The sequence below is a fragment of the Pseudomonas sp. LB3P14 genome (assembly GCF_054898045.1).
In genome coordinates this window covers 6,996,556-7,020,214 of the sequence record NZ_CM142714.1, presented here as the reverse complement: position 1 = coordinate 7,020,214, position 23,659 = coordinate 6,996,556, and the positions used below count along the sequence as shown (strand labels likewise).

At 59.3% G+C, this 23,659-nt stretch carries 24 protein-coding genes; 11 read left to right on the top strand and 13 right to left on the bottom strand.

The genetic code is table 11. The features are described 5' to 3' along the window. Window positions 1–129: 129 nt before the first annotated feature. Window positions 130–1,848 (bottom strand): bifunctional isocitrate dehydrogenase kinase/phosphatase, encoded by a 1,719-nt coding sequence (gene aceK, locus ACYZT5_RS32285; RefSeq protein ID WP_462048902.1) that lies wholly within the window; start codon window positions 1,846–1,848, stop codon window positions 130–132. Window positions 1,849–1,978: 130 nt separating this feature from the next. On the opposite strand from aceK, the gene ACYZT5_RS32280 reads away from it, so the two are divergent. Next, window positions 1,979–2,887, top strand: coding sequence for a DMT family transporter (locus ACYZT5_RS32280; protein ID WP_462048901.1), 909 nt, complete (start codon window positions 1,979–1,981; stop codon window positions 2,885–2,887). 101 nt (window positions 2,888–2,988) lie between these two features. Here ACYZT5_RS32280 and ACYZT5_RS32275 read toward each other — a convergent pair whose 3' ends face one another. The 3 genes from ACYZT5_RS32275 to cysK all read right to left on the bottom strand — a co-directional run bounded on the left by ACYZT5_RS32275 (window position 2,989) and on the right by cysK (window position 6,489). Beyond that, a complete protein-coding gene (locus ACYZT5_RS32275) occupies window positions 2,989–3,852 on the bottom strand; it encodes a DMT family transporter (protein ID WP_462048900.1) in 864 nt (287 codons plus the stop codon). Window positions 3,853–4,327: 475 nt separating this feature from the next. Then, window positions 4,328–5,266 (bottom strand): aspartyl/asparaginyl beta-hydroxylase domain-containing protein, encoded by a 939-nt coding sequence (locus ACYZT5_RS32270; protein WP_462048899.1) that lies wholly within the window; start codon window positions 5,264–5,266, stop codon window positions 4,328–4,330. A 248-nt stretch (window positions 5,267–5,514) separates the two neighbouring features. Next, window positions 5,515–6,489 carry a cysteine synthase A gene (gene cysK / locus ACYZT5_RS32265; protein ID WP_462048898.1) on the bottom strand — a complete coding sequence of 325 codons (975 nt, stop codon included), beginning with the start codon at window positions 6,487–6,489 and terminating at the stop codon, window positions 5,515–5,517. A 126-nt stretch (window positions 6,490–6,615) separates the two neighbouring features. Here cysK and ACYZT5_RS32260 point away from each other — a divergent pair, with 126 nt between their 5' ends. From ACYZT5_RS32260 to ACYZT5_RS32250, 3 genes are all read left to right on the top strand, one after another. Continuing rightward, window positions 6,616–7,692 (top strand): DUF748 domain-containing protein, encoded by a 1,077-nt coding sequence (locus ACYZT5_RS32260; protein WP_462048897.1) that lies wholly within the window; start codon window positions 6,616–6,618, stop codon window positions 7,690–7,692. 162 nt (window positions 7,693–7,854) lie between these two features. Continuing rightward, window positions 7,855–8,700, top strand: a complete 846-nt coding sequence (locus ACYZT5_RS32255; RefSeq protein WP_123366756.1) for an AAA family ATPase — start codon at window positions 7,855–7,857, stop codon at window positions 8,698–8,700. A gap of 32 nt (window positions 8,701–8,732) precedes the next feature. After that, complete coding sequence (locus tag ACYZT5_RS32250) at window positions 8,733–9,911, top strand: vWA domain-containing protein (protein ID WP_462033862.1); 1,179 nt, start codon at window positions 8,733–8,735, stop codon at window positions 9,909–9,911. Between the two features lie 118 nt (window positions 9,912–10,029). Here ACYZT5_RS32250 and ACYZT5_RS32245 read toward each other — a convergent pair whose 3' ends face one another. From ACYZT5_RS32245 to ACYZT5_RS32230, 4 genes are all read right to left on the bottom strand, one after another. Next, window positions 10,030–10,956 carry a 5-oxoprolinase subunit C family protein gene (locus ACYZT5_RS32245; RefSeq protein ID WP_462048896.1) on the bottom strand — a complete coding sequence of 309 codons (927 nt, stop codon included), beginning with the start codon at window positions 10,954–10,956 and terminating at the stop codon, window positions 10,030–10,032. Continuing rightward, the gene (locus ACYZT5_RS32240; protein ID WP_462048895.1) at window positions 10,953–11,657 is read right to left on the bottom strand and encodes a 5-oxoprolinase subunit B family protein; all 705 of its coding nucleotides are present in this window, start codon (window positions 11,655–11,657) and stop codon (window positions 10,953–10,955) included. Before ACYZT5_RS32240 ends, ACYZT5_RS32245 begins: the two co-directional genes overlap by 4 nt. Continuing rightward, window positions 11,654–12,406, bottom strand: a complete 753-nt coding sequence (locus tag ACYZT5_RS32235; RefSeq protein ID WP_462048894.1) for a 5-oxoprolinase subunit PxpA — start codon at window positions 12,404–12,406, stop codon at window positions 11,654–11,656. Before ACYZT5_RS32235 ends, ACYZT5_RS32240 begins: the two co-directional genes overlap by 4 nt. 75 nt (window positions 12,407–12,481) lie before the next feature. Beyond that, the gene (locus ACYZT5_RS32230; protein ID WP_462048893.1) at window positions 12,482–13,768 is read right to left on the bottom strand and encodes an MFS transporter; all 1,287 of its coding nucleotides are present in this window, start codon (window positions 13,766–13,768) and stop codon (window positions 12,482–12,484) included. 147 nt (window positions 13,769–13,915) lie between these two features. On the opposite strand from ACYZT5_RS32230, the gene ACYZT5_RS32225 reads away from it, so the two are divergent. Next, window positions 13,916–14,830 (top strand): LysR family transcriptional regulator, encoded by a 915-nt coding sequence (locus tag ACYZT5_RS32225; protein ID WP_462048892.1) that lies wholly within the window; start codon window positions 13,916–13,918, stop codon window positions 14,828–14,830. 118 nt (window positions 14,831–14,948) lie between these two features. Here ACYZT5_RS32225 and ACYZT5_RS32220 read toward each other — a convergent pair whose 3' ends face one another. Genes ACYZT5_RS32220 through ACYZT5_RS32210 form a run of 3 tightly spaced genes read right to left on the bottom strand, consistent with a single transcriptional unit; the run spans window position 14,949 to window position 16,810 of the window. Next, entirely contained in the window at window positions 14,949–15,491 is a 543-nt protein-coding gene (locus tag ACYZT5_RS32220) for a DUF2937 family protein (RefSeq protein WP_123366761.1), read from the bottom strand. Between the two features lie 12 nt (window positions 15,492–15,503). Beyond that, window positions 15,504–16,280: a class II glutamine amidotransferase gene (locus tag ACYZT5_RS32215; RefSeq protein ID WP_046046095.1), complete on the bottom strand. Its 777-nt coding sequence runs from the start codon at window positions 16,278–16,280 to the stop codon at window positions 15,504–15,506. Between the two features lie 32 nt (window positions 16,281–16,312). After that, window positions 16,313–16,810 (bottom strand): MFS transporter, encoded by a 498-nt coding sequence (locus ACYZT5_RS32210; RefSeq protein ID WP_462048891.1) that lies wholly within the window; start codon window positions 16,808–16,810, stop codon window positions 16,313–16,315. Between the two features lie 100 nt (window positions 16,811–16,910). Here ACYZT5_RS32210 and ACYZT5_RS32205 point away from each other — a divergent pair, with 100 nt between their 5' ends. Continuing rightward, window positions 16,911–18,965 carry a S9 family peptidase gene (locus tag ACYZT5_RS32205; RefSeq protein WP_462048890.1) on the top strand — a complete coding sequence of 685 codons (2,055 nt, stop codon included), beginning with the start codon at window positions 16,911–16,913 and terminating at the stop codon, window positions 18,963–18,965. A gap of 208 nt (window positions 18,966–19,173) precedes the next feature. Continuing rightward, on the top strand, window positions 19,174–19,647 hold the full coding sequence (locus ACYZT5_RS32200; RefSeq protein WP_462048889.1) for a cyclic nucleotide-binding domain-containing protein: 474 nt from the start codon (window positions 19,174–19,176) through the stop codon (window positions 19,645–19,647). On the opposite strand, the gene ACYZT5_RS32195 is transcribed toward ACYZT5_RS32200, so the two are convergent. Continuing rightward, window positions 19,644–19,934, bottom strand: coding sequence for a hypothetical protein (locus tag ACYZT5_RS32195; RefSeq protein ID WP_462048888.1), 291 nt, complete (start codon window positions 19,932–19,934; stop codon window positions 19,644–19,646). The two genes, ACYZT5_RS32200 and ACYZT5_RS32195, sit on opposite strands and share 4 nt — an antisense overlap. A gap of 98 nt (window positions 19,935–20,032) precedes the next feature. On the opposite strand from ACYZT5_RS32195, the gene ACYZT5_RS32190 reads away from it, so the two are divergent. The 4 genes from ACYZT5_RS32190 to ACYZT5_RS32175 all read left to right on the top strand — a co-directional run bounded on the left by ACYZT5_RS32190 (window position 20,033) and on the right by ACYZT5_RS32175 (window position 22,269). Next, complete coding sequence (locus tag ACYZT5_RS32190) at window positions 20,033–20,719, top strand: spermidine synthase (RefSeq protein WP_462048887.1); 687 nt, start codon at window positions 20,033–20,035, stop codon at window positions 20,717–20,719. 49 nt (window positions 20,720–20,768) lie between these two features. Further along, window positions 20,769–21,143: a YajD family HNH nuclease gene (locus ACYZT5_RS32185; RefSeq protein ID WP_462048886.1), complete on the top strand. Its 375-nt coding sequence runs from the start codon at window positions 20,769–20,771 to the stop codon at window positions 21,141–21,143. A gap of 197 nt (window positions 21,144–21,340) precedes the next feature. Beyond that, window positions 21,341–21,811 carry an RNA methyltransferase gene (locus ACYZT5_RS32180; RefSeq protein WP_129441984.1) on the top strand — a complete coding sequence of 157 codons (471 nt, stop codon included), beginning with the start codon at window positions 21,341–21,343 and terminating at the stop codon, window positions 21,809–21,811. 80 nt (window positions 21,812–21,891) lie between these two features. Continuing rightward, the gene (locus tag ACYZT5_RS32175; protein WP_462048885.1) at window positions 21,892–22,269 is read left to right on the top strand and encodes a YgaP family membrane protein; all 378 of its coding nucleotides are present in this window, start codon (window positions 21,892–21,894) and stop codon (window positions 22,267–22,269) included. A 128-nt stretch (window positions 22,270–22,397) separates the two neighbouring features. On the opposite strand, the gene ACYZT5_RS32170 is transcribed toward ACYZT5_RS32175, so the two are convergent. Then, window positions 22,398–23,627 (bottom strand): hypothetical protein, encoded by a 1,230-nt coding sequence (locus ACYZT5_RS32170; protein ID WP_462048884.1) that lies wholly within the window; start codon window positions 23,625–23,627, stop codon window positions 22,398–22,400. Window positions 23,628–23,659: the final 32 nt, after the last annotated feature.

Below are 23,659 nucleotides of genomic sequence, written 5' to 3'. Positions count from 1 at the left end.
TTGCGCCTTGCTGTGATCGTTCCCACGCTCTGCGTGGGAATGCCTCCCCGGACGCTCGGCGTCCGCTCTTGGGACGCGGAGCGTCCCTTGCTGCATTCCCACGCGGAGCGTGGGAACGATCAGTGCGGGCTATTCGTTATCCAGGCCTTTGCGCCGATAAGGAAACACATCAATCACTTTGCCGGCGCGAATGGCTTCCTGAAGACTCTTCCAGTAATCAGCGTTGTACAACTCACCATGCAGCTGATCAAACAACTTGCGCTGCCCCGAATCGGCAAACAGGAACGGCGGAAACTCCTCAGGAAACACATCCAGCGGCCCAATCGAATACCACGGCTCGGACGCCATCTCATCTTCCGGTGTACGCGGTTGCGGGATGTGACGGAAGTTGGCTTCAGTCAGGAAGCAGATCTCGTCATAGTCATAAAACACCACCCGCCCATGACGAGTGACGCCAAAGTTCTTCAGCAGCATGTCGCCGGGAAAGATGTTTGCCGCCGCCAGTTGCTTGATCGCCAGACCGTAATCTTCCAGCGCCTCGCGGACCTGAGCGTCGTTGGCGTTCTCCAGATAAAGGTTCAACGGCGTCATCCGCCGTTCGGTCCAGCAGTGGCGAATCAGCACGGTGTCGTCCTCCACCGACACCGTGGACGCGGCCACCTCAAGCAGCTCTTCCAGGCACGCCGGGTCGAACTTGCTCAACGGGAAACGGAAGTCGGCAAATTCCTGGGTGTCGGCCAGGCGCCCGACCCGGTCGACGCTCTTCACCAAACGGTACTTCTCGATCACCGTGGCGCGGTCGACGTTCTTTGACGGCGAGAAGCGGTCCTTGATGATTTTGAATACGGTGTTGAAACCCGGCAGGGTAAACACGCTCATCACCATGCCACGCACGCCCGGGGCCATGATGAACTGGTCGTCGGTGTTGGCCAGGTGGTTGATCAGCGCCCGGTAGAACTCGGACTTGCCGTGCTTGTAGAAACCGATCGAGGTGTACAGCTCGGCAATGTGCTTGCCCGGCAGAATACGTTTGAGGAAACCGATGAACTCCGCCGGTACCGGCACGTCGACCATGAAATACGACCGGGTGAACGAGAAGATGATCGACACGTCCGCTTCATCGGTGATCAGCGCATCGATCTGAATCCCGCGGCCTTCGCGGTGCAGCAGCGGAATCACCAGCGGCCATTGTTCGTCCTGTGTGTAGATGCGCCCCACCAGGTACGCGCCCTTGTTGCGGTAAAGCACCGAGGAAAACAGTTCGACGCTCAACTCCGGATCCTTGCAGACCCAGTCCGGCAGGTTCTCGCGCAATTGCCCTTCGAGTCGAGACAGGTCGCCCGCCAGGTTGGCGTAATCTTCGCTGAAGCGGTAGTCGGCAAAAATGCTCGCGAGCATCCCGGACAACTGCCCCTGAGGTTTGTACGTGCGGGTTTGTGCGGCACGGGCCCGACGCAGGCTCGGCCGGGTGGTGTGGATGAACATGCAGCCGTCGCTGATCAGGTCGTGGCTGAACAGCCCGCAGAAGATCGAGTTGTACCAGGTCTCGGACAGTTCATCGTCGAAGCGCAGGTCGATCAAGGTGATGTAAGCGCTTTTGACCAGCGGCCAGCAACTGACATCCAGCGTGTCGGTGTCGAAAGCGATGTGTAGCCGTGCCACCGTTTCGCCGACTTTTTCTTCGTAGAGATTGATCCGCGCCGCCGACGCCGATTGCGTCTCCTGCCACTTGGCCTGCTCGAACCGAGCTCGGGCGCCGTCGGTGATCTGGCGGAAATGCTCGCGATAATCGTCAAAGCCATCGAGGATCATTCGGGCGATGTCGGCGGCTGGCCATTGCTGCGGCATAGGTAAAACCTCGGCGGCTGAATCTTATCGTTGGGGCCTGAGCTTAGTGGCCCTATGTTACGCAACGCAACCATTGCCTTGGGTCCTGACTGGCGCGACACTTGCGCGCCAATCAAGGAAGGAATGTGCTGTGAACCCCGTCGATACTCTGCGTTTGCTGTCGCTTGCCGCCATTTGGGGCGCGAGTTTTCTGTTCATGCGCATCATCGCCCCGGTGATTGGCACAATCCCCACTGCCTTTTTCCGCGTGTCAATTGCCGCTGTCGGCCTGTTGGTGATCCTCGGGCTGATGCGCATCAGCTGGGATTTCAAAGGCAAGCTCAAAACCGTGATGCTGCTCGGGGTGATCAACTCAGGGATTCCGGCGACCCTGTATTCGGTCGCCGCGCAAGTGCTGCCGGCCGGTTACTCGGCCATCTTCAACGCCACCACGCCGCTGATGGGCGTGCTGATCGGCGGTCTGTTCTTCCATGAAAGGCTCACCACCGCCAAGCTTGGCGGGGTGTTTCTCGGGCTGTTCGGCGTCGGTGTCCTGACGCGTGCGGGCCCGGTGGCGTTCGACATGGAACTGCTGATGGGCGCCCTCGCCTGCCTGCTCGCCACGACCTGCTACGGTTTCGCCGGGTTCCTCGCGCGCCGCTGGCTTGATCAGGCCGGTGGTCTCGACAGCCGACTGTCGGCGTTGGGCAGCATGCTCGGTGCGACGTTGTTTCTGTTGCCACTGTTTGGTTACAGCGTGATCAGCCAGCCACCGGCGAGCTGGGGCGGCTGGAATGTCTGGTTGTCGTTGCTTGGGTTGGGGCTGGTGTGTACCGCGCTTGCGTACATTATTTACTTCCGTCTGCTCAGCTCGGTCGGGCCGGTGAAGTCGATGACCACGACCTTCCTGATCCCGCCGTTCGGGGTGTTGTGGGGGGCGTTGTTGCTGGATGAGCCGTTGTCGATGGCGCACATCTATGGCGGTGTGTTGATTGCGGCGGCGTTGTGGTTGGTGTTGAAGCCGGCGGTGGTGAAGAAGGGTGAAGTGGATGCCCGGTGATATGTGCCGTTATTGAAATTGCCATCGCGAGCAGGCTCGCTCCCACAGGGATCGCATATAACCTGTGGGAGCGAGCCTGCTCGCGAAGGCGTCGGCTCAGTTCAGGCTGATTTACGGAAAACGAACACCAGGCCGACGATGATCAGCAACATGCCGAGCATGCTCAATGCCGCCAGCCGGTTGCCAAAAATCAAGTAGTCCATGACCGCCGTCACCGCTGGCACCAGGTAAAACAGACTGGTGACATTGACCAGGTTGCCCCGGGCGATCAAGCGATACAGCAGCAAGGTCGCCAGCACCGACACGACCAATCCCATCCACAACACCGGCACGATGAAACCGGTGCCGTGTTCGAAATGAAAGGGTTGGAACGGCACGAAGATCCCACAGAGCAACAGTCCCGCCAGGTATTGCACGGGCAGTGTGCCCAGGGGATTGTCGGTGATGCGCTTCTGCATGATCGAGCCGAACGTCATGCTCGCCAGCGCCAGCAATCCGAAGAGCATGCCGGCCAACGACATGCCGGCCAGACCGATGCCCTGATAGACCACCATGATCAACCCCGCCAGCCCCAGTGCCAGGCCGAACATCCGGCTCCAGGAACGCTGCCGCTCCATCAACACCACAGTGAGGATCGGCTGCACGCCCATGATCGTCGCCATGACCCCCGGCGTGACTTTCAGGTCCAGGGCCAGCAGATAGAAAATCTGATAAGCCCCCAGCAACACCACGCCTGTCGCCATCGCATACACCATCGGCTTGCCGCCCTTCGGCAGTTTGAGCTTGAGCAACGGCACCAGCAGCACCAGACCGCACAGCGCGATGGCGAAACGAAACAGCAAAAAGGCAAAAGGTGACGCGTGGGCCAGGCCCCATTTGGAGAAGATCGCCCCGCTGCTCCACAACAGAACGAACAGGCTCGTGGACGCCGCCGCGAGCGCGGATTTTTTCGAAAGGACAAACATGAATACCACCTGTAGTCAGGCAAAAAGCCAACTCAGCCGAAGCTGAAATTCAGTAGTTTTTTCAAGCGGACGCTTTTTCAGACGGGCATGGGAACAGCAGAAAAAAGCTGATCAGCCCGAAAAGCCAACGCCCGGCGGTGATACGACTGCGCACACCGGCGTGCTACTGACAGGTGGGGGGTAATGACTGATCTGCACAGGCTGCTGATTCCCGCACGGCACGACGCCAGCGTTGACCGCTGAATCGACTACCGCGTTGATGAGGGAAGTTGGCATGGGCTGATCTTTTTTGATGGGTTGGAAGGTGGGTTGGAAAACCACCGAGCGCCGACTATAACCAGCGACTGACATGGATTGCAATGGCTTCTCAGGTAAACAAAACAACGGTGGTTTACACCGGTTCCCTCATCACAAGAGCGGGCTAACCTAAAAAAAAACCGCTCCCAAGGAGCGGTTTTTCACTTCGTGATCGACATCAACCAAATAACCAATACCCCAACAACGTCAGCACCACCACCGCCAACACCGGTCGCAGCACACGGTAGGCCTTGGGATGACGACGCTTCCACTGTTTGATCACACCGCTGAACTTGTCACTGGAGTTCTTGCTCCAGGCATAAGCCTGGTTAATTCCGCCAACACGTTCGTCATCCAGGTTCTGCGGCGCAGTGGCGCGGCCCAGGAATCCACTGATCCAGCGATTGATGCGGGTCATGAGGCGGTTGCTCAGTGGTCGTTCAATGTCGCAGAACAGGATGACCCGAGTCTTGTCGGTTTCGTTCTTGACCCAATGCACGTAGGTTTCATCGAACATCACGTCTTCGCCATCACGCCAGGCATAGACCTGACCGTCGACGAAGATCCGGCAATCGTCGGAGTTCGGTGTCGACAACCCCAGGTGATACCGCAGGGAACCGGCAAACGGATCGCGGTGCGGGTTGAGGTGGCTGCCGCCTGGCAGCAACGCGAACATGGCGCCTTTGACGTTGGGAATGCTGCTGACCAGTGCCACGGTTTTCGGGCACAGGGCTTCGGCCGATGGCAGCGGTTTGTCGTACCACTTGAGGTAGAAGCGCTTCCAGCCTTTCTTGAAAAACGAACCAAATCCGGCGTCGTTGTTCCTTTCGGCGGCGCGGATGTAACCCTCGTCGAACAGGTGCATCGCTTCGTCGCGAATGACTTCCCAGTTGTCCTTGAGCACGTCCAGCTCCGGGAACTTGCTACGGTCCAGATAGGGTTTGGATGGCACGCTGGAGAACAGGTACATCAAGGCGTTATAGGGCGCGAACAAAGCCGAATGGTTGACGAACTGACGCAGGACCGGCAAACGCGCCTTGCCGCGTAAATGCACATAGAGAGTGCTGCCGAGGAACAGCAGCAACAGCGACGCCTTCGCGGCAATGGAAAAGGTCATCAACAACTCCTTGATAGTAGACAACTCTGCACAACGCGATTTACCCAACGTGGCAGCCGGCCATGATAAACATTACCGGTCTCGGGAAACACCCGCCTATCTCAACATTCAGTGTTAAGGATCGCGCAATAAAGCACTTATTAACATAAAGTTCCTGAACAGGGGCTGACCTGAATCACCCCCCCTCACACAAGATCAAAAACAAGATCAAAAGATCGTCCGAACGCGGCCCGAACCTGCGGCAGCTCCTACTGCTGGTTCTCCTGCTCGGTAAACAGATCACTGAACAGCATGCTCGACAGGTAGCGTTCGCCGGAATCCGGCAGGATCACCACGATGGTCTTGCCCTGCATTTCCGGGGTTTCCGCCAGACGGACAGCCACAGCCATGGCGGCGCCACAGGAAATGCCGCTCAAAATCCCTTCTTCCTGCATCAAGCGCAGGGCCATGGCCTTGGATTCGTCATCGCTGACCAATTCCACCCGATCGACCATCGACAGATCAAGATTTTTCGGCACAAAACCGGCACCAATACCCTGGATCTTGTGAGGGCTGGGCTTGATCTCTTCACCGGCCATTGCCTGAGTGATGACCGGCGACACCGCTGGCTCCACCGCCACCGAGATGATCGGTTTGCCCTGGGTATTCTTGATATACCGAGAAACCCCGGTGATGGTTCCACCCGTTCCGACGCCTGCCACCAAGACGTCGACTGCACCGTCGGTGTCGTTCCAGATTTCCGGACCGGTCGTTTTTTCGTGGATAGCCGGGTTGGCCGGATTGTCGAACTGAGCGGGCATGAAGTACTTGGACGGATCACTGGCGAGGATTTCAGTCGCTTTCTCAATCGCTCCTTTCATACCCTTGGCCGGTTCGGTCAGTACCAGTTCGGCCCCCAGTGCCTTAAGCACTTTGCGTCGTTCGATACTCATGGAGGCCGGCATGGTCAGCATCAGTTTGTAACCGCGAGCCGCGGCAACGAACGCCAGGCCGATACCGGTATTGCCCGAGGTCGGTTCGACGATGGTCATGCCAGGCTTTAGTTTGCCGGTGCTTTCGGCGTCCCAGATCATGTTCGCACCGATCCGGCACTTGACCGAGTAACCGGGGTTACGCCCTTCGATCTTGGCCAGGATGGTCACGCCCCGCGGGGCGATACGGTTGATCTGCACCAGCGGCGTATTGCCGATGGAATGGGCGTTGTCAGCGAAAATACGGCTCATGGCTGGGTCCTTGTACAGCATTGAATAAGCCCTTCAAGGTATGCCTGTTACCCGTGGTCGTCCAGTCAGTCGAACGTCCTGTAATCGCAGCAGTCAATGGTTGTACATCGCCAGAGATTTGCCATCATGAAACGGAGATACAGTTGGCCGCTGTGGACCCTCGCCGGCCTTGTTGTGCTGCTGATTGCCCTGCATATCGCCCTGCCCTACATGGTGCGCGACTACCTGAACGATAAGCTGGCGGACATGGGCGATTACCGGGGCCAGATCACCGATGTGGACCTGGCCCTGTGGCGCGGCGCCTACAAAATCAACGGACTGAAAATCGTCAAGGTCGACGGTAAAGTCCCGGTGCCTTTCGTCAACGCGCCGCTGATCGACCTTTCCGTCAGTTGGCACTCGCTCTGGTACGACCACGCCGTCGTGGCCGAGGTGCAGTTCTTCAACCCCGAGGTGAACTTCGTCGACGGCGGTGCCAACAAGCAAAACTCCCAAACCGGTCAGGGCACCGACTGGCGTGCGCAGTTGAGCAAACTGGCGCCGATCACCTTGAACGAAGTGCGGATCAACGATGGCAAGATCAGTTTCCGCAACTTCAATTCCAAGCCCCCCGTGAACATGAACGCCACCCAGGTCAACGCCAGCATTTACAACCTGACCAACGTGGTCGACACCAAAGGCAAGCGCGACGCTCGCTTTGAAGGCAAGGCGCTGCTGCTAGGGCACGCGCCACTGGAAACCACCGCAACCTTCGACCCCTTGAGCAATTTCGAAGACTTCGACTTCCGTCTGCGAGCCAGGGGCATCGAACTCAAACGCATGAACGACTTCGCCTCGGCCTACGGCAAGTTCGACTTCAATGCAGGTCACGGTGATGTGGTGATTGAAGCGCAGGCTAAAAAAGCTCAATTAACGGGTTACATCAAACCGCTGCTGAAGGATGTCGACGTGTTCAATTGGCAGCAGGACGTAGAAAACAAGGACAAAGGGCTTTTCCGCTCGATCTGGGAGGCCATCGTGGGTGGCTCCGAAACCGTACTGAAAAATCAGGGCAAGAACCAATTTGCGACTCGCGTCGAACTGAGAGGCAATGTACATCGACAAGATATCGACGCGTTCCAGGCGTTTTTGCAGATTTTACGTAATGGTTTCATTCAGGCGTTCAATGCCCGGTATGAACGGTCGAAGCCGGAGGCCGGTTAAGGCTAGCGACCGAGATTGAGTCAAGATGTGACGCCCCATTCAGAGACTGAATAAGCCGTCTGCGTTCACAGTCGACCGGGCTCCGCGTTATAGTCGGGTACTACAATTATTGCGCCCCGCCCTGCCTCGTTCAGGTCGGCGTTACCGTTCGAGGATTAGCAGATGAAGTTCGAAGGCACCCCGGCCTACGTCGCCACCGATGACCTGAAGCTGGCGGTCAACGCCGCCATCACCCTGGAGCGTCCGCTGCTGGTCAAGGGCGAGCCGGGCACCGGCAAAACCATGCTCGCCGAGCAACTGGCCGAATCCTTCGGCGCCAAGCTGATCACCTGGCACATCAAGTCCACCACCAAGGCGCATCAGGGCCTGTACGAGTACGACGCGGTCAGCCGCCTGCGGGACTCGCAACTGGGTACGGAAAAGGTCCACGACGTTCGCAACTACCTGAAAAAGGGCAAGCTCTGGGAAGCCTTCGAATCCGAAGAGCGGGTGATCCTGCTGATCGACGAAATCGACAAGGCTGACATCGAGTTCCCGAACGACTTGCTGCAAGAACTCGACAAGATGGAGTTCTACGTTTACGAGATCGACGAGACCATCAAGGCCAAGAAACGCCCGATCATCATCATTACTTCCAACAACGAGAAAGAACTGCCGGACGCCTTCCTGCGCCGCTGCTTCTTCCACTACATCGCCTTCCCGGATCGCACCACAATGCAGAGGATCGTCGACGTGCACTACCCGAACATCAAGAAAGACCTGGTCAGCGAAGCGCTGGACGTGTTCTTCGACGTGCGCAAGGTGCCGGGCCTGAAGAAGAAGCCATCGACCTCCGAACTGGTGGACTGGCTGAAGCTGCTGATGGCCGACAACATCGGCGAAGCGGTACTGCGCGAGCGCGATCCGACCAAGGCTATTCCGCCGCTGGCAGGCGCTTTGGTGAAGAACGAACAGGACGTTCAGTTGCTTGAGCGTCTGGCGTTCATGAGCCGTCGCGGCACTCGCTGATCCCTCTTTTAACATGATAGAGGGCGATAGCCATGCTGCTTAACCTGTTCAATGAAATGCGTGCAGCCAAAGTGCCGGTCTCGGTACGGGAGCTGCTGGACTTGATCAACGCGCTGAAACAGCGCGTGACCTTCGCCGACATGGACGAGTTTTATTATTTGTCCCGGGCGATTCTGGTAAAGGACGAAAAGCATTTCGACAAGTTCGACCGGGCATTCGGTGCTTACTTCAATGGCTTGGAAAAACTCGACGATCACCTTCAGGCATTGATCCCGGAAGACTGGCTGCGCAAGGAATTCGAGCGATCCCTGACTGAGGAAGAGCGAGCAGCAATCCAGTCCCTTGGAGGCCTGGACAAGCTGATCGAAGAGTTCAAGAAGCGCCTCGAAGAACAGAAAGAACGCCATGCCGGCGGTAATAAGTGGATCGGCACTGGCGGCACCAGTCCGTTTGGCTCGGGTGGTTTCAACCCGGAAGGTATTCGGGTCGGCGATGCCGGCAAGCGCCAGGGCAAAGCGGTCAAGGTCTGGGATCAGCGCGAGTACAAGAACCTCGATGATTCGGTGGAGCTGGGCACGCGCAACATCAAGGTCGCCCTGCGGCGGTTGCGCAAATTCGCGCGTCAGGGCGCGGCGGAAGAACTGGACATCGATGGCACCATCGACCACACCGCGCGTGATGCCGGTCTGCTGAACATCCAGATGCGGCCGGAGCGGCGCAACACCGTCAAGTTGCTGCTGCTGTTCGACATCGGCGGCTCGATGGACGCCCACGTGAAGATCTGCGAAGAGCTGTTCTCGGCCTGCAAGACCGAGTTCAAGCACCTGGAGTACTTCTACTTCCACAACTTCGTTTATGAATCGGTGTGGAAGAACAACATGCGCCGAACGTCCGAGCGCACCTCGACCCAGGACCTGCTGCACAAGTACGGCGCTGACTACAAAGTGATCTTCATTGGCGACGCCGCCATGGCGCCGTATGAAATCACCCAGGCCGGCGGCAGCGTCGAGCACTGGAATGAAGAAGCGGGTTATGTGTGGATGCAGCGGTTCATGGAGAAGTACAAGAAGGTCATCTGGATCAACCCGTATCCGAAAGATACGTGGGGCTATACGTCTTCGACCAACATCGTGCGGGACTTGATTAACGACCAGATGTATCCGTTGACGTTGCGGGGGTTGGAGGAAGGGATGCGGTTTCTGTCCAAGTAGAGCGCTGACTTTTGATCGTTCCCACGCGCAGCAAAGGAATGCAGCCACGGACGCTCTGCGTCCCAAAAGCGGACGCGGAGCGTCCGGTGAGGCATTTCCACGCAGAGCGTGGGAACGATCAGCGTGAAGCAAACCGGCGTAGGTATTCGACCTGCTCCCGATGCGCCACCTCCTGCACCACCGGCCGCAACCGCACCGTTGCCCCCGGCAGACACTGCGCCAGCCGTGCCAATGCCAACGGCGTCAAGGCGCCCAATCGCGGATAACCACCAATGGTCTGTCGATCATTGAGCAACACAATCGGCTGCCCGTCCGGCGGCACCTGAACCGCACCCAGCGGGATGCCTTCGGAAATCATCGGCTTACCCTGATACTGCAACGCCGTTCCCAGCAAGCGGATGCCCATCCGGTCGGCACGGCTGTCGAGGGTCCAGACGCTGTTGAACGCATCAAACAAACTCTGCCCACTGAACTCGCCGATCTGTGCACCGAGCACCAGGTCCAGCGGCGCGTTGAGTTTGAAATCCGGCACCTGTTCGGACGCCAACTCCCGCAGCAGTAGCAGCGAGCTCCCCGAATAACTCAACTGCGCATCGTTGGCCAACGCCCGGCCCATGCCATCCAGCCCGCCGAGTTCCTCACGGACCACCGTTGCGCTACTGCCCAACACTTTTGGCGCATCAAATCCGCCCGGCGCCGCCAAATAAGCCCGAGCGCCAAGCAGCGGCTGAGTGAATTGCAATTGCTGACCTTTGTTCAGCCTGAAACTGCGCCACGGGGCCAACGACTCGCCATCCACCAGCGCCCCCAGATCCGCCCCGGCCAGGGCCAGCACGCAATCCTCTTCGGCAACGACGGTGAACCCGCCGAGGGTGATTTCAATCACCGGTGCATCCAGCTCATTACCCAGCAGCCAGTTCGCCCAAGACATCGATCGCCAATCCGCCGCCCCGCCCTGGGTCACGCCCAGATGCCGCACGCCGAATCGCCCGGCGTCCTGTAACAGGCACAGCGGCGTACTCGCTTCTATTGATAAACGACTCATGCCTGCGCCTCCAACGGCGTGTCGTCACCGCCCAGATTGATGAATTCGGTATGGCTGACGGCTTCGAAGCGCACCGTGTCGCCTGGTTGCATCAGGCTGTAGCCGTCGCGTTCGCGGTCGAACAATTTGGCCGGGGTGCGGCCGATCAGATTCCAGCCACCGGGAGACACTACCGGGTAAGCGGCAGTTTGGCGTTCGGCGATGCCGACACTGCCGGCGGCTACCTTTTTACGCGGAGTGTTCAGACGCGGTGCCGCCAGCGCTTCCTCCACCAATCCCATGAAGGCGAAACCCGGCGCGAAACCCAAGGCGAACACCTGATATTCGCGCTCGCTGTGGCGACGGATCACTTCATCCACCGCCAGCCCGCTGCGCTGGGACAACAGGCTCAATTCGGGGCCAACGCTCACGTCATACCAGACCGGCAGCACATGACATTTGCCGCGCGTGCAGGCGTTGGGCGACAGATCGATCAAGGCCTCAGCGATCAGCTCCCGCGCCTGAGCCGGACTCAACGCGGTCAGATCGTAATGCACCATCAACGTCGTATAGGACGGCACCAGATCGATCAGATGCCCGGCGAACGCAGCACGCAATCCTTCGCTGGCAGCGAGCATCCACGGCATGTTGGCCTCGCTGATCTCATCAAAAAGACGCACCATCAGGCAATCCAGCGCCACCACTTCCACCCGAAGTTTCATGGTGCGCTCTGCTGAACAAGTGCTTCTCGAATGCGTCGCACGGCGGCCACTGAACTGGCGTTGTCGCCGTGTACGCAGAGGGTGTTTGCCTGCAAGTGCAAGGCACTGCCATCGCTGGCCGTGAGGTTGCCACCACGGGCAATGATCAGCGCCTGTTCGATGATTGTCTCGGGATCGTGATGCACCGCGTCCGGCAATTGCCGCGAAACCAGCATGCCGGCGCTGTCGTAAGCGCGATCGGCAAAGGCTTCGAACCACAGGGTCACGCCGTATTCATCGCCCAATTGCTGTGCTGCGCGGTTGTCGCGAGTGGCCATCAACATTAGCGGTAACTGGCGATCATAGGACGCCACCGCCTGAAGAACGGCGCGCAATTGCGCCGGGTTGGCCATCATGTCGTTGTACATCGCGCCGTGGGGTTTGACGTAACTCACCCGCCCGCCTTGAGCCCGGCAGATACCGTCGAGGGCGCCGATCTGGTAATGCACAATGTCCTGAAGTTCCTGGGCGGTGTAAGCCATGGAACGGCGGCCGAAGCCGACCAGATCCTGATACGCCGGATGGGCGCCGATCTGCACGCCGTTGCTCAGGGCCAGGCTGACCGTCTTGCGCATGATGCTCGGGTCGCCGGCATGGAAGCCGCAGGCGATGTTGGCGCAATCGATGAAGGGCATGACCTCGGCGTCCAGACCCATGGTCCAGTTGCCGAAACTCTCGCCGATGTCGCAGTTCAATAGCAGGCGGCTCACGATGAACACTCCTGTAGGTTTTATTCTTTTAGCTGTAGGCATTTGCCCGCAGATTATCAGTTGCTGGGCATTAAGCTATTGGGCTTCGAGTTGCTTGCCACGGGTTTCCGGCAGGCTCAGGGCCGCAAGGATCACCACGCCGTAGGACACCGCCGCAAAGGCACCGATTCCCACGCTCAATGGCACCGTCTGGCTCAGCAATCCGATCAGCAGCGGGAACAATGCCGCCAGCGCCCGGCCAATGTTGTAGCAAAAGCCCTGGCCCGAACCACGAATCCGTGTCGGAAACAGCTCGGTCAGAAACGCGCCCATGCCACTGAAAATCCCCGAGGCGAAGAAGCCCAACGGAAAGCCCAGCCAGAGCATCACGCCATTGCTGACCGGCAATTGGGTGTAGAGCAAAACAATGGTGAACGAGCCAACCGCGAACAGAATGAAGTTCTTTTTACGCCCGAGGATGTCAGTCAAATACGCGCTGATGACGTAGCCGACGTAGGAACCGACGATCACCATCGCCAGGTATCCACCGGTGCCGAGTACGCTCAAACCGCGCTCATTCTTCAGGAAAGTCGGCAACCAGGAGGTGATCGCGTAGTAACCGCCCAGCGCGCCAGTGGTCAGCACCGAAGCGCGAATCGTAGTGAAGAGGATGCCAGGGGCGAAGATCTCGTAAAACTTCGCCGGGTTGCTCGGTTCCTGCAGGGCTTTGGCTTCGCGATAGATTTCCGGGTCCTTGACCAACCGACGGACGAAGATCACAAAAATCGCCGGCACGATGCCGAGGATGAACAGTGCGCGCCAGGCGTCTTCAGGCGGCAGCACCGAGAACAGCAGCGCATACAAAATCGCCGTCAGCCCCCAACCCAGCGCCCAGCCGGATTGCACCATGCCCACGGCCTTGCCGCGGTCCTTGGCACGAATCACTTCACCCATCAGCACGGCGCCGGCAGTCCATTCGCCACCGAAACCGAAGCCCATCAGGGTGCGGCTGATCAGCAGTTGCTCATAGTTCTGGGCGAAACCGCAGAGGAAGGTGAAGAAGGCAAACCACAGAACAGTCAGTTGCAGGGTACGTACGCGACCGATGCGGTCGGAGAGAATCCCCGCCACCCAACCGCCGATGGCCGAGGCGATCAGGGTGCTGGTGTGAATCAGCCCGGCCTCGCCGGTGGTGATGCCCCACATCGCAATCAGGGTCGGCACCACGAAGCTGAGCATCTGGGTGTCCATGCCGTCCAGGCCATAGCCAATCTTGCAGCTCCAGAAGGTGCGGCGTTCCTGCTTATTGATGTTGCGGTACCAGTCGAAAGGTCCCGGGCGAACCGTGGCTTTGGGGATGTCGAGCGTGTCGGGCGCACTCATGGCAAATCTCCGCGCTAATTTTATTGGTATTGTTCTGAGCCCCGACGACGCCTATCGTGGGAACCGGATGGCCTGATTTTTGGGCGCCCGGCCCTGCTACGTCCAACTAATAAAAACCCGCCCTAGGCATAAGAAAAACTTAATCCCATGAACCTGAAGTTTCTCGAGACCTTTGTCTGGGTCGCCCGACTCAAGAGTTTTCGCCTGACGGCAGACAAGCTCTTCACCACCCAGGCGTCGATTTCCAGCCGCATTGCCGTGCTCGAAGGCGAGCTCGGGGTGAAGCTGTTCCTGCGCGATTCACGTGGCGTGAGCCTGACGCCCGAAGGCTTGAAAGTGCTCGAGTACGCCGAGCAAATGATGGACACCATGCAAGCCCTCAAGCAGTCGATCGAAACCCGCTCGAGCAAGGTCGGACGAGTTCGCATCGGCGTGATGGACACGGTCATCCATACCTGGTTGAGCCCGTTGGTGGCACAAATGATGGATCACTATCCGCTAGTGGAAATCGAGCTGGTGGCCGATACCGCACTCAACCTCTGCGATCAGCTGCAAAAAGGCTTTCTCGATCTGATCCTGCAAACCGACCTGCTGCGCCAGGAAAGCGTGCGCAGTCTGGAGCTGGCCAGCCACCCGATGGGCTGGATTGTTGCCAGCAATTCGATCTACAACCGCGAGTACTCAGGCATTGCCGATCTGGCGCGGGAACGCATCATTACCTACTCGAAAAACTCACATCCGCATCAGGACATCTTGAGTTTGATGCAGGCCAACGGCGTCATGGCGCCACGGCTCAACTGCGTGAATTCGGTATCGGCGATTACCCGTTTGCTGCGCGATGGCTTCGGCATTGGCGCGTTGCCGCCGGTGCTGGTGGCCGAAGAACTGGCGCGGGGTGAACTGACCTTGCTGGCCATTGAGCAACGGCCGCCGAATTTGCAGGTGGTGGTGTCGTGGCGGGTTGGCGTGGAGTGGGTCGAGGAGATTGTTGCGTTGTGTCAGCAGGTGCTGGACGGGTATGCGAAGAAGGTGGGTGAGAACTACATCGTCCTCGCGCGCTGATGATCGTTCCCACGCTCTGCGTGGGAATGCCTCAACGGACGCTCCGCGTTCGGCTTTGGATGGGACGCAGAGCGTCCCGGGCTGCATTCCCACGCAGAGCGTGGGAACGATCATCAAATCAAAGACCGCGCACATCCCGATCTTCGATCGGCCGGCTCTGGCGCAGGCGTTTGCCGCCCAACACCACCCAGTCGATCAGCCGGAACAGGCATTCAATGCCGAACGACAACAGCAACGCCCCGCTCATGCCCCAGATCATCGCTTCCGGCGTCAGCAGAATCTGGTAGCTGTAGCCGTTCCAGGTTTCCTTGCGAATATCCGGGTCGGCCGCCAGCGCCACTTGCAGGAAGCGGATGTACCACGGGCCCTGCATGGCCTGGAACTGTTTATCGAGGGCCAGTTGACGGGTCAGCAAAGTGCTCAGGCTGTCGGCGTCGCTGCGAAAAATCGGGTCTTCGCTCGCGCGGTAATGGGCCACCAGCGCCTGCATGTCACCCTTGAAGAACTGATTGGCAGTGCCCTGAAAACCGCTCAGACCGGTCTGCGCCTCAATCAGATGCGCTTCGACCCGCTTGGCATAATCGCTGATGAATCCCGGCACCTGGACACCGATCAACAGGCCCGCCGCAAACAACACCAGCCGTAGATAACTGAGCAACATGAGGGGCAATCCTTATTCGGTCTTGCCCTGGCTGACGCATTCACCGCGTCGCCAGAGGCTCCATTGGCCCGGTTCGTAGCGGGTCCAGGTTTCGTTTTCGGTCAAGGGTTCGGTGGCGATCACCGTGACCACGTCGTTGGGCGTGGTTTCGGCCTGGAAGTCGACGATCACATCGACGTCCTTCAAGCGCGCCGGGCCGAATGGCGCGCGGCGGGTGATTTGCGCCAGCTTGGTCGAGCAATAGCAGAACAACCAATCGCCGTCGCTGAGCAGGCAGTTGAACACGCCTTTGCTGCGGTATTCGGCGCAGGCTGCTACCAGGTCTGGCAGCAGTTCTTCGACCTCTACCGGTTCCGGGAACGCTGCGCGCACACGGTTGAGCAAATCGCAGAACGCCGCTTCGCTGTCGGTATCGCCGACCGGGCGGTAAAAACTCTTGATCGGTTGAAACTCGGCGAGCTGGCCGTTATGGGCGAAACACCAGTTGCGCCCCCACAGTTCACGCACGAACGGATGGGTGTTGGACAGGCAGACCTTGCCGACATTGGCCTGACGGATGTGCCCGATCACTACTTCGCTCTTGATCGGATAGCGCTGCACCAGGTTGGCGACTTCGGACTCACAGCTCGCCGCCGGATCCTGAAACAGTCGCAGGCCACGGCCCTCGTAAAAGGCGATGCCCCAACCGTCACGGTGTGGACCGGTGCGGCCGCCGCGCTGCATCAGCCCGGTGAAGCTGAACACGATATCGGTCGGCACATTGGCGCTCATGCCCAATAACTCACACATGCTCGGATTCTCGCTGAAAGGCAGGGGCAAGGTTACAGACGGGGTTCAACCCGCAAACGCTGAGGATTGCTCGGCACCGGTGGACGACCGTAACGATCATCGCCCGCACCGCCGAAGGGATGATCTTCTTCCGGTTCGTCGGCTAGCGCCGCAGCCTTGGCGGCGGCAGCCTGTTCCTTGCGAGCGTTGGACGCACGTTCGATAGGGAACCGAATCGCCACGAACACCAGGTAAATGCCGAAGACGATCATGCCGTACATGAACAGGTCGGAAACCGCCCGCCAGGCGTTGTTGCCGACCTTGAACAATAGATCAAGGGCAGTGATGGCGATGGCCGGAGCGACCTTTTCCTTCACCTGGTCGATGATGGTGGGGCTGAACAGCAACACGGCAACCAGCAGCCGCAGCGGTTCACGCAGCCAGCGCCACATCCAGCGGGTCAAGCGCATCCACACCAACAGGCAGCCCAAAGCGGCAAAGGCGTAGAGGCCCCAAGCGATCAGATAGTCGTTCTCGGTCATGGTGTCCATGGCAAGGCAGGCAAAGAGGCGCTTATAGTAACGACTTTTCGCACGTCAGGCTTGCCCGCCGTCTGCGAACCCCATTTCGTAAAACGCTCGAGAGTCCTTCATGCCCCTATCCGTCAACGTTTCCGACGCTCCCATTGCCCACAAGGCCGAAGGCGACGACCCGTATGCCTGGCTGCAGGAGCGCGACACCGACGCGGTGCTCGACTACCTGAAAGCGGAAAACATCTATCAAGAGGCGCAAACCGCCGATCAGGCCGGGCTGCGCGAAACCCTGTTCGAAGAGATCAAGGCCCGGATTCTCGAAACCGACCTGTCCTTGCCCTCCCCTTGGGGTCCGTACCTGTATTACACGCGCACCACGGCGGGTGATGAATACGCCCGTCACTACCGCTGCCCGCGCCCGGCCGATGACAGCCTGCAGCTCGACGAAAGCCAGGAACAGCTGCTGCTGGACCCGAATGCACTGGCCAAAGGCGGCTTCTTTTCCCTGGGCGCATTCAGTATCAGCCCGGACCACCAGCGTCTGGCCTACAGCATCGACGCCACGGGCGATGAGATTTACACGCTGTTCGTGAAGGAATTGTCCAACGGCCGTGTCAGCGAACTGGAATTCCAGGACTGCGACGGCAGCATGACCTGGGCCAACGACAGCCTGACCTTGTTCTTCGGCGAGCTGGACGAGACGCATCGCCCGCACAAACTGTTCCGCTATCGGCTGGACGGTACAGCGGCTGAAGAAGTGTTCCATGAGCAGGACGGTCGATTCTTCATGCATTGCTACCGCTCGAGCTCCGAGCAGCAATTGCTGCTGTCCCTGGGCAGCAAGACCACCAGTGAAGTCTGGGTGCTCGACGCGTTCCAGCCGCAACAAGCTTTTACCTGTATCGCACCAAGAGTTGAAGACCATGAGTACGACGTCGACCACGGCGCACTCGATGGCGAGTGGGCCTGGTTCATTCGCACCAACCGCGACGGCATCAACTTTGCCCTGTACCACGCCGTAGACACCGGCGTGGCGCCGACCGAGGCCGACTGGCAGAACCTGATCCCGCACAGCGACACGGTGATGATCGACGGCATGAGCCTCAACGCCGGGGCCATGACCCTGAGCCTGCGGGTCGGCGGCTTGCCGGTGATTGAAGTTCATCCGCAAGACCTGCCGAGCTACCGTGTGCAATTACCGGATGCGGCCTACAGCCTTCACGTGCAAAACAGTCTTGAATTCGTCAGCGACAGGATCCGTCTGCGCTATGAAGCGTTGAACCGTCCGGCGCAAATCCGCCAGCTTGTGCTGGGCAGCGGCGAGCAGAAAGTCCTCAAGGAAACCCCGGTGCTCGGCCCGTTCGACGCCGATGCCTACGTCAGTCAGCGTCTATGGGCGACGGCACCGGACGGTACGCAAGTGCCGATCAGCCTCGTCGTCAAACGCGAAGCACTCGGCAAGCCGACGCCGCTTTATCTGTACGGCTATGGCGCCTACGGTGAAAGCCTCGACCCGTGGTTCTCCCACGCCCGTTTGAGTCTGCTGGATCGTGGCGTGGCGTTCGCCATCGCTCACGTGCGTGGCGGCGGTGAACTGGGCGAAGCCTGGTATCGCGCTGGCAAGCAGGAACACAAGCACAACACCTTCAGCGACTTCATCGCCTGCGCCGAACACCTGATCGCCAATGGCTTCACTGCTTCACAGCAACTGGCGATCAGCGGCGGCAGCGCCGGTGGGCTGCTGATCGGCGCGGTGCTCAATCAGCGGCCGGAGCTGTTCGGCGCAGCGATTGCCGAAGTACCGTTCGTCGACGTACTGAACACCATGCTCGACCCGGACCTGCCGTTGACCGTCACCGAATACGACGAGTGGGGCAATCCTGAAGAACCGGACGTCTATGAGCGGATCAAGGCCTACGCCCCGTACGAAAACGTCACCGCGCAAGCCTATCCGGCGACTCTGGTGATCGCCGGCTACAACGACAGTCGCGTGCAGTACTGGGAAGCGGCCAAGTGGGTGGCGAAATTACGCGCGACCAAAACCGACACCAATCCTCTGCTGCTCAAGACCGAATTGGGTGCCGGGCATGGCGGAATGAGCGGTCGTTATCAGGGATTGCGTGACGTAGCACTCGAATACGCATTTGTTTTCAAGGTTTTGGGCATCGTCTGAGGAACTTGGCCCGGCGTGCTGGTCTTAACACCAGACACCGGGGCCAATCCAACACACCCCCTGTGGGAGCGAGCTTGCTCGCGATAGCGGTGGCACATTCAACATCAGTTTCGAATGTGCTGGCCTCATCGCGAGCAAGCTCGCTCCCACATGGGTTTGCGTGAATCCAAATCCGGATAGTACAGACACAAAAAAAGACCGTGACGACATGTCAGAACCGACCTTACTGAACAACGAAATTCGCGACTGGCTGATGGACTGTGGCCTGTTCGATCAACTGCTGCCGGCAGACTTTGCCGCGGCATCGGGTTACTTCAGCATCAGCACCATTGCTTCGGGCGAAGAGATTTTCCATGAGGGCGATGCAGGCAGCTTCATGTGCATCATCCACACCGGCCAGGTGGCGGTGCAGAAAACCAACAGCGACGGGCAACGGGTGACCATGGCAACGTTGCGCAGCGGTCGGGCGTTCGGCGAAATGGCCGTACTTGACGGCGAACGACGATCGGCCAGTTGCGTGACCGCAAGCAATTGCCAGTTGCTCAATCTGGGCAAGGATTCGCTGGAAAAGATGCTCAACGATGCGCCGAAAATCGCCGCCAAAGTCATCCGTGCCCTTGCCGTTTCCCTCTCCAAACGCCTGCGCATGGCCGACGGACAACTGCTTTCGCAGCAGGTTTAACCGCCGGGTGATTTGGCTTTCGACGGGTTTTGCTCCAGCCCCGGCAGTGGCTGGTCCTTGCTGGGCGGGCTAGGCATTTCAATGGGCACCAACGGCGGACCGCCACTGCCAGGGCCAACCTTGGGCACGCTGGTCGGGGTGATTTGCGGGTACGGTGTCGGGGTCGCAGTGCCGGGCGAACCGGGCAGCGGCGCGGGGCTGGTGGGGATGGTTTGCAGCTCCAGGGCCTGCACTGCAGTTATCGAGAGCGCGGCCAAGGCAATGACCGTTAGAATGGTGCGCTTCATCAATGGCTCCGTTGGCCTTGTTGTCTTTTTGCAGGCTACTCCCTACTGCGCGTGTTTGCCTTCCTCCTCTTATGCCAATTTCTCCTCAAGTGAGTCCCATGAAACGTTTCGTTCTGCTCGACACCACTCCGATTCCTGAAAATGGCGGTGCCTTGTGCCTGTTCGAATACGGCGAGGATTTTGTCATCAAGATCCAGGGCGGCGACGGCGGGCAACTGATGAACACCCGCATGCACGGCTCCGAAGATGCGCTGGCCGAGATCCCGTGCCGTAAAGTTGCCGGCCGGCCGAATTCGCGCGTGCTGATCGGCGGCCTGGGCATGGGCTTCACCCTCGCCTCGGCCCTCAAGAACCTGGGCAAGACTGCTGAAGTGGTCGTCGCCGAACTGGTGCCGGGGGTGGTTGAGTGGAACCGTGGACCGCTGGGCGAGAAAGCCGGGAACCCGCTGCTCGACCCGCGTACGGTCATTCGCATGGAAGACGTGGCCAAAGTGCTGCAAGCCGAGCCGCAAGGTTTCGACGCGATCATGCTCGACGTCGACAACGGCCCCGAAGGCCTGACCCAGAAGGCCAACAGCTGGCTCTACTCCGCTGGCGGCCTGAGCGCCTGCGCCAAGGCCTTGCGGCCCAAAGGTGTGCTGGCCGTATGGTCCGCGAGCGCTGACCGACAGTTTTCCGACAAACTGAAGAAGGCCGGCTTCAAGGCCGAGGAAGTCCAGGTCTTCGCCCACGGCAACAAAGGCACCCGTCACACCATCTGGATTGCCGAGAAGTTCAAGGGCTGAGCTAAACTCACGTCATAACCGTCATTAGTCTTTTTACAAAGGTGAACCCATGAGTTCGTCAACACCTCCGTCCAACACGTCGAAGCTGGACCGCATCCTTGCTGACAACCAGCGCGACAAGGAAATGGGTTACCGCGACAAGGCCCTGAAAATGTACCCGCACGTGTGCGGCCGCTGCGCCCGTGAGTTTTCTGGCAAGCGCCTGAGCGAACTCACCGTGCACCACCGCGACCACAACCACGACAACAACCCTCAGGACGGCTCGAACTGGGAGCTGTTGTGCCTGTATTGCCACGACAACGAACACTCGCGGTACACCGACCAGCAGTATTTTGGTGAAGGCTCGCTGAGCTCGCCGAAAATCGCCAAGGCGACGCATAACCCGTTTGCGGCGTTGGCGGGCCTGATGAAGAAAGACGACTGAGCCCCGCATGATCGTTCCCACGTCGAGGCGTCGAACCGTCTGCGTGGGAATGCATTCCGTGACGCTCTGCGTCACATCTAGAGGCGGAACGCGGAGCGTCCCTAGCGGCATTCCCACGCAGAGCGTGGGAACGATCACCGAACACCCCTCCCCCAATCCCCGTATAATCGCCGTTTTTTCCCCGAAGGCACCCGCTCGTGGCAGACAAACGGTACAGCTGCATTGGTTTGTATAACCCCAAATCACCGGAGAACGTCGGTTCGGTGATGCGCGCCGCTGGCTGTTATGGCGTGGCGTCCGTGTTCTACACCGGCAAGCGCTATGAACGCGCCGCCGACTTCGTCACCGACACCAAGCGAGTCCACTACGACATCCCGCTGATCGGCATCGACGACCTGAAAAAAATCCTGCCGCTGGGCTGCGTTCCGGTCGCTGTGGAATTGGTAGACGGCGCCCGTTCGCTGCCGGAATACACCCACCCGGACCGTGCGCTGTACATTTTTGGCCCGGAAGACGGCTCGCTGGATAAAGAGATTCGCGACTGGTGCGAAGACGTGGTCTACATCCCGACCACCGGCTGCATGAACCTGGCGGCCACCGTCAACGTCGTGCTCTATGACCGCCTGTCCAAGGGACTCAATACCCGCTCCGGGGCGAAATTTCGCTGATTCACCGCACATCCGATGGAACAAGCCGCCCGCCTCGGCAGTCAGCTTAGTTATCTATTCTTGAAGCCAGGAGACAGATCATGAGCGAGCTCAAACGCGTAGAACGCATCGAATCCACCCCGTTCCAGACTCACACTGAGCAGAACGTGCAGGGTTGGGAACGTATCGGTTCACTGGCCGGCGGCGTGGTGATGCTCAGCAAGGGCCTGCGTCGCGGAGGCGTGTTCGGGTTGATTCAAGTGGCGATCGGCGGTGTGGCCCTGGCGCGTGGGATTACCGGGCACAGTTCGGCGAAAAGCCTGCTGGAGAAAAGCCGTCAGGACATGAACAACGTGCGGGCGAAGATTCAGCGAGCGGGGGAAGAGTTAAATCGATTGAAGGCGAATGCCGAGGCGGCGACCAATACCGCCACGGTAACGGGCAATGATTCGTTGAAATCGCCTAAAGCCGGGGTTTGATCCCGGATTTTCGCTGAGGCTGATGGCCCCATCGCGGGCAAGCCACGCTCCCACAGGTATTGTGTCGTCCACCAATGTTGCGATCGACACAATACCTGTGGGAGCGTGGCTTGCCCGCGAAGGCGGTTTCACTGAAGCAACTCGGTATCCAGTACCTTGGAAGACTCGCCAAGAACGCTTTCCGCAAGCTGAACAAATTCCTTGGTATCCACGCTTTCGAGATGCATCGCCCCTTGCAATACATCATCCAGCGAACGCTTGTTGCGGGTCTTCAGGCGAATTTCGCGGTCCAGTTCCTGCAATAACACGACCGCTTTCGAGACCTGCGCCGGACTGACCTGTTCACCGCGCAATGTGCTGACCTTCTGGCTGTCCTTGGCCAACTTCTTCTGCAAGCTCTCATACCGTTCGTCACTCATGCCACCGGCGCGGCGCACCAGTTCGATGGCGTAATACTCGGCAAATCCTTCGCTGATCCAGTCACTGCGCTGCTTGTCGTTGATCCGCCCGAACACCTGAGCCAATTCCCGCACCAACGCACTGGTGCCGCTTTCGCTGACCAGCGGCAGACGAGTGTTCAGGTAGATCGATTCGCGCGCCCCCAGACTGCCACGCCACATCGGGTCGTTGGCACCGACGATCAACAGTTTGGTGGGATGACGGGGATACACCGCCTGCACTTGCGGCCAGACAAAGGTCAGCAGCGTCAGCACATCCATGCGGCGCATGCCCTGGCCTTGAGGCGAGGCGACGGTGACTTCGGTTTCCCCCAACCGTGTGCGACGGCTGCCGAGGTGGCCCGCGAGCATCCAGCCCGTGGGCCGGTCAAACAAGCGAGAAACGTTATCGACCCGGAACTTGTTCTTGCCGATACGCGGCCAGGCGGTTTCAACGCTTTTCCAGCCGGTGGGCAATTCGAACTCAAGCCGCGAAACCAACTCGATGCCATCCTGCTGATCGAGTTTGGCTGCCGGCACCAGGTCATCGCCGCGCATCAGCGCCCAGGTCGGGGTCATACGGGTGTCGAAGCTGCCGCTCTTGCGCCCGTGGCTGATGCGTACGCGGTAAGTCAGGCTGGCCTTGTCGGCGGCCGGACGCCAGACACCACGGGCCGGTTTGCCTGGCGTGAGCTGCCATTGGCCATCGGCCTTGAAGTCGCTGTAGTGGCTGCCGTCGCCCAAGTCGAAATCCAGACTGCGCACTGCCGAACCCTGGGCCAGGGTCAGTCGCACTTCAGCCTGATCACTTTGCGGCAACAGGCGAACGTGGTAATCCAGATCGACCTTTTTCGCCGCCCACACAGGCGAACTCAGGGCCAATAGCCCAAAAGCCCACGCCAGCCGCAATCCCACAGCCATACACACTCCTTCGTGAAACGTTAATACGCCTG

What these genes read in the sequence shown, in the direction of transcription:
- aceK (WP_462048902.1), bottom strand. Translation starts at nt 1,848, where the DNA reads ATGCCGCAGCAATGGCCAGCCGCCGACATCGCCCGAATGATCCTCGAT.
- ACYZT5_RS32275 (WP_462048900.1), bottom strand. Translation starts at nt 3,852, where the DNA reads ATGTTTGTCCTTTCGAAAAAATCCGCGCTCGCGGCGGCGTCCACGAGC.
- ACYZT5_RS32270 (WP_462048899.1), bottom strand. Translation starts at nt 5,266, where the DNA reads ATGACCTTTTCCATTGCCGCGAAGGCGTCGCTGTTGCTGCTGTTCCTC.
- cysK (WP_462048898.1), bottom strand. Translation starts at nt 6,489, where the DNA reads ATGAGCCGTATTTTCGCTGACAACGCCCATTCCATCGGCAATACGCCG.
- ACYZT5_RS32260 (WP_462048897.1), top strand. Translation starts at nt 6,616, where the DNA reads ATGAAACGGAGATACAGTTGGCCGCTGTGGACCCTCGCCGGCCTTGTT.
- ACYZT5_RS32255 (WP_123366756.1), top strand. Translation starts at nt 7,855, where the DNA reads ATGAAGTTCGAAGGCACCCCGGCCTACGTCGCCACCGATGACCTGAAG.
- ACYZT5_RS32250 (WP_462033862.1), top strand. Translation starts at nt 8,733, where the DNA reads ATGCTGCTTAACCTGTTCAATGAAATGCGTGCAGCCAAAGTGCCGGTC.
- ACYZT5_RS32245 (WP_462048896.1), bottom strand. Translation starts at nt 10,956, where the DNA reads ATGAGTCGTTTATCAATAGAAGCGAGTACGCCGCTGTGCCTGTTACAG.
- ACYZT5_RS32240 (WP_462048895.1), bottom strand. Translation starts at nt 11,657, where the DNA reads ATGAAACTTCGGGTGGAAGTGGTGGCGCTGGATTGCCTGATGGTGCGT.
- ACYZT5_RS32230 (WP_462048893.1), bottom strand. Translation starts at nt 13,768, where the DNA reads ATGAGTGCGCCCGACACGCTCGACATCCCCAAAGCCACGGTTCGCCCG.
- ACYZT5_RS32225 (WP_462048892.1), top strand. Translation starts at nt 13,916, where the DNA reads ATGAACCTGAAGTTTCTCGAGACCTTTGTCTGGGTCGCCCGACTCAAG.
- ACYZT5_RS32220 (WP_123366761.1), bottom strand. Translation starts at nt 15,491, where the DNA reads ATGTTGCTCAGTTATCTACGGCTGGTGTTGTTTGCGGCGGGCCTGTTG.
- ACYZT5_RS32215 (WP_046046095.1), bottom strand. Translation starts at nt 16,280, where the DNA reads ATGTGTGAGTTATTGGGCATGAGCGCCAATGTGCCGACCGATATCGTG.
- ACYZT5_RS32210 (WP_462048891.1), bottom strand. Translation starts at nt 16,810, where the DNA reads ATGGACACCATGACCGAGAACGACTATCTGATCGCTTGGGGCCTCTAC.
- ACYZT5_RS32205 (WP_462048890.1), top strand. Translation starts at nt 16,911, where the DNA reads ATGCCCCTATCCGTCAACGTTTCCGACGCTCCCATTGCCCACAAGGCC.
- ACYZT5_RS32200 (WP_462048889.1), top strand. Translation starts at nt 19,174, where the DNA reads ATGTCAGAACCGACCTTACTGAACAACGAAATTCGCGACTGGCTGATG.
- ACYZT5_RS32195 (WP_462048888.1), bottom strand. Translation starts at nt 19,934, where the DNA reads ATGAAGCGCACCATTCTAACGGTCATTGCCTTGGCCGCGCTCTCGATA.
- ACYZT5_RS32190 (WP_462048887.1), top strand. Translation starts at nt 20,033, where the DNA reads ATGAAACGTTTCGTTCTGCTCGACACCACTCCGATTCCTGAAAATGGC.
- ACYZT5_RS32185 (WP_462048886.1), top strand. Translation starts at nt 20,769, where the DNA reads ATGAGTTCGTCAACACCTCCGTCCAACACGTCGAAGCTGGACCGCATC.
- ACYZT5_RS32175 (WP_462048885.1), top strand. Translation starts at nt 21,892, where the DNA reads ATGAGCGAGCTCAAACGCGTAGAACGCATCGAATCCACCCCGTTCCAG.
- ACYZT5_RS32170 (WP_462048884.1), bottom strand. Translation starts at nt 23,627, where the DNA reads ATGGCTGTGGGATTGCGGCTGGCGTGGGCTTTTGGGCTATTGGCCCTG.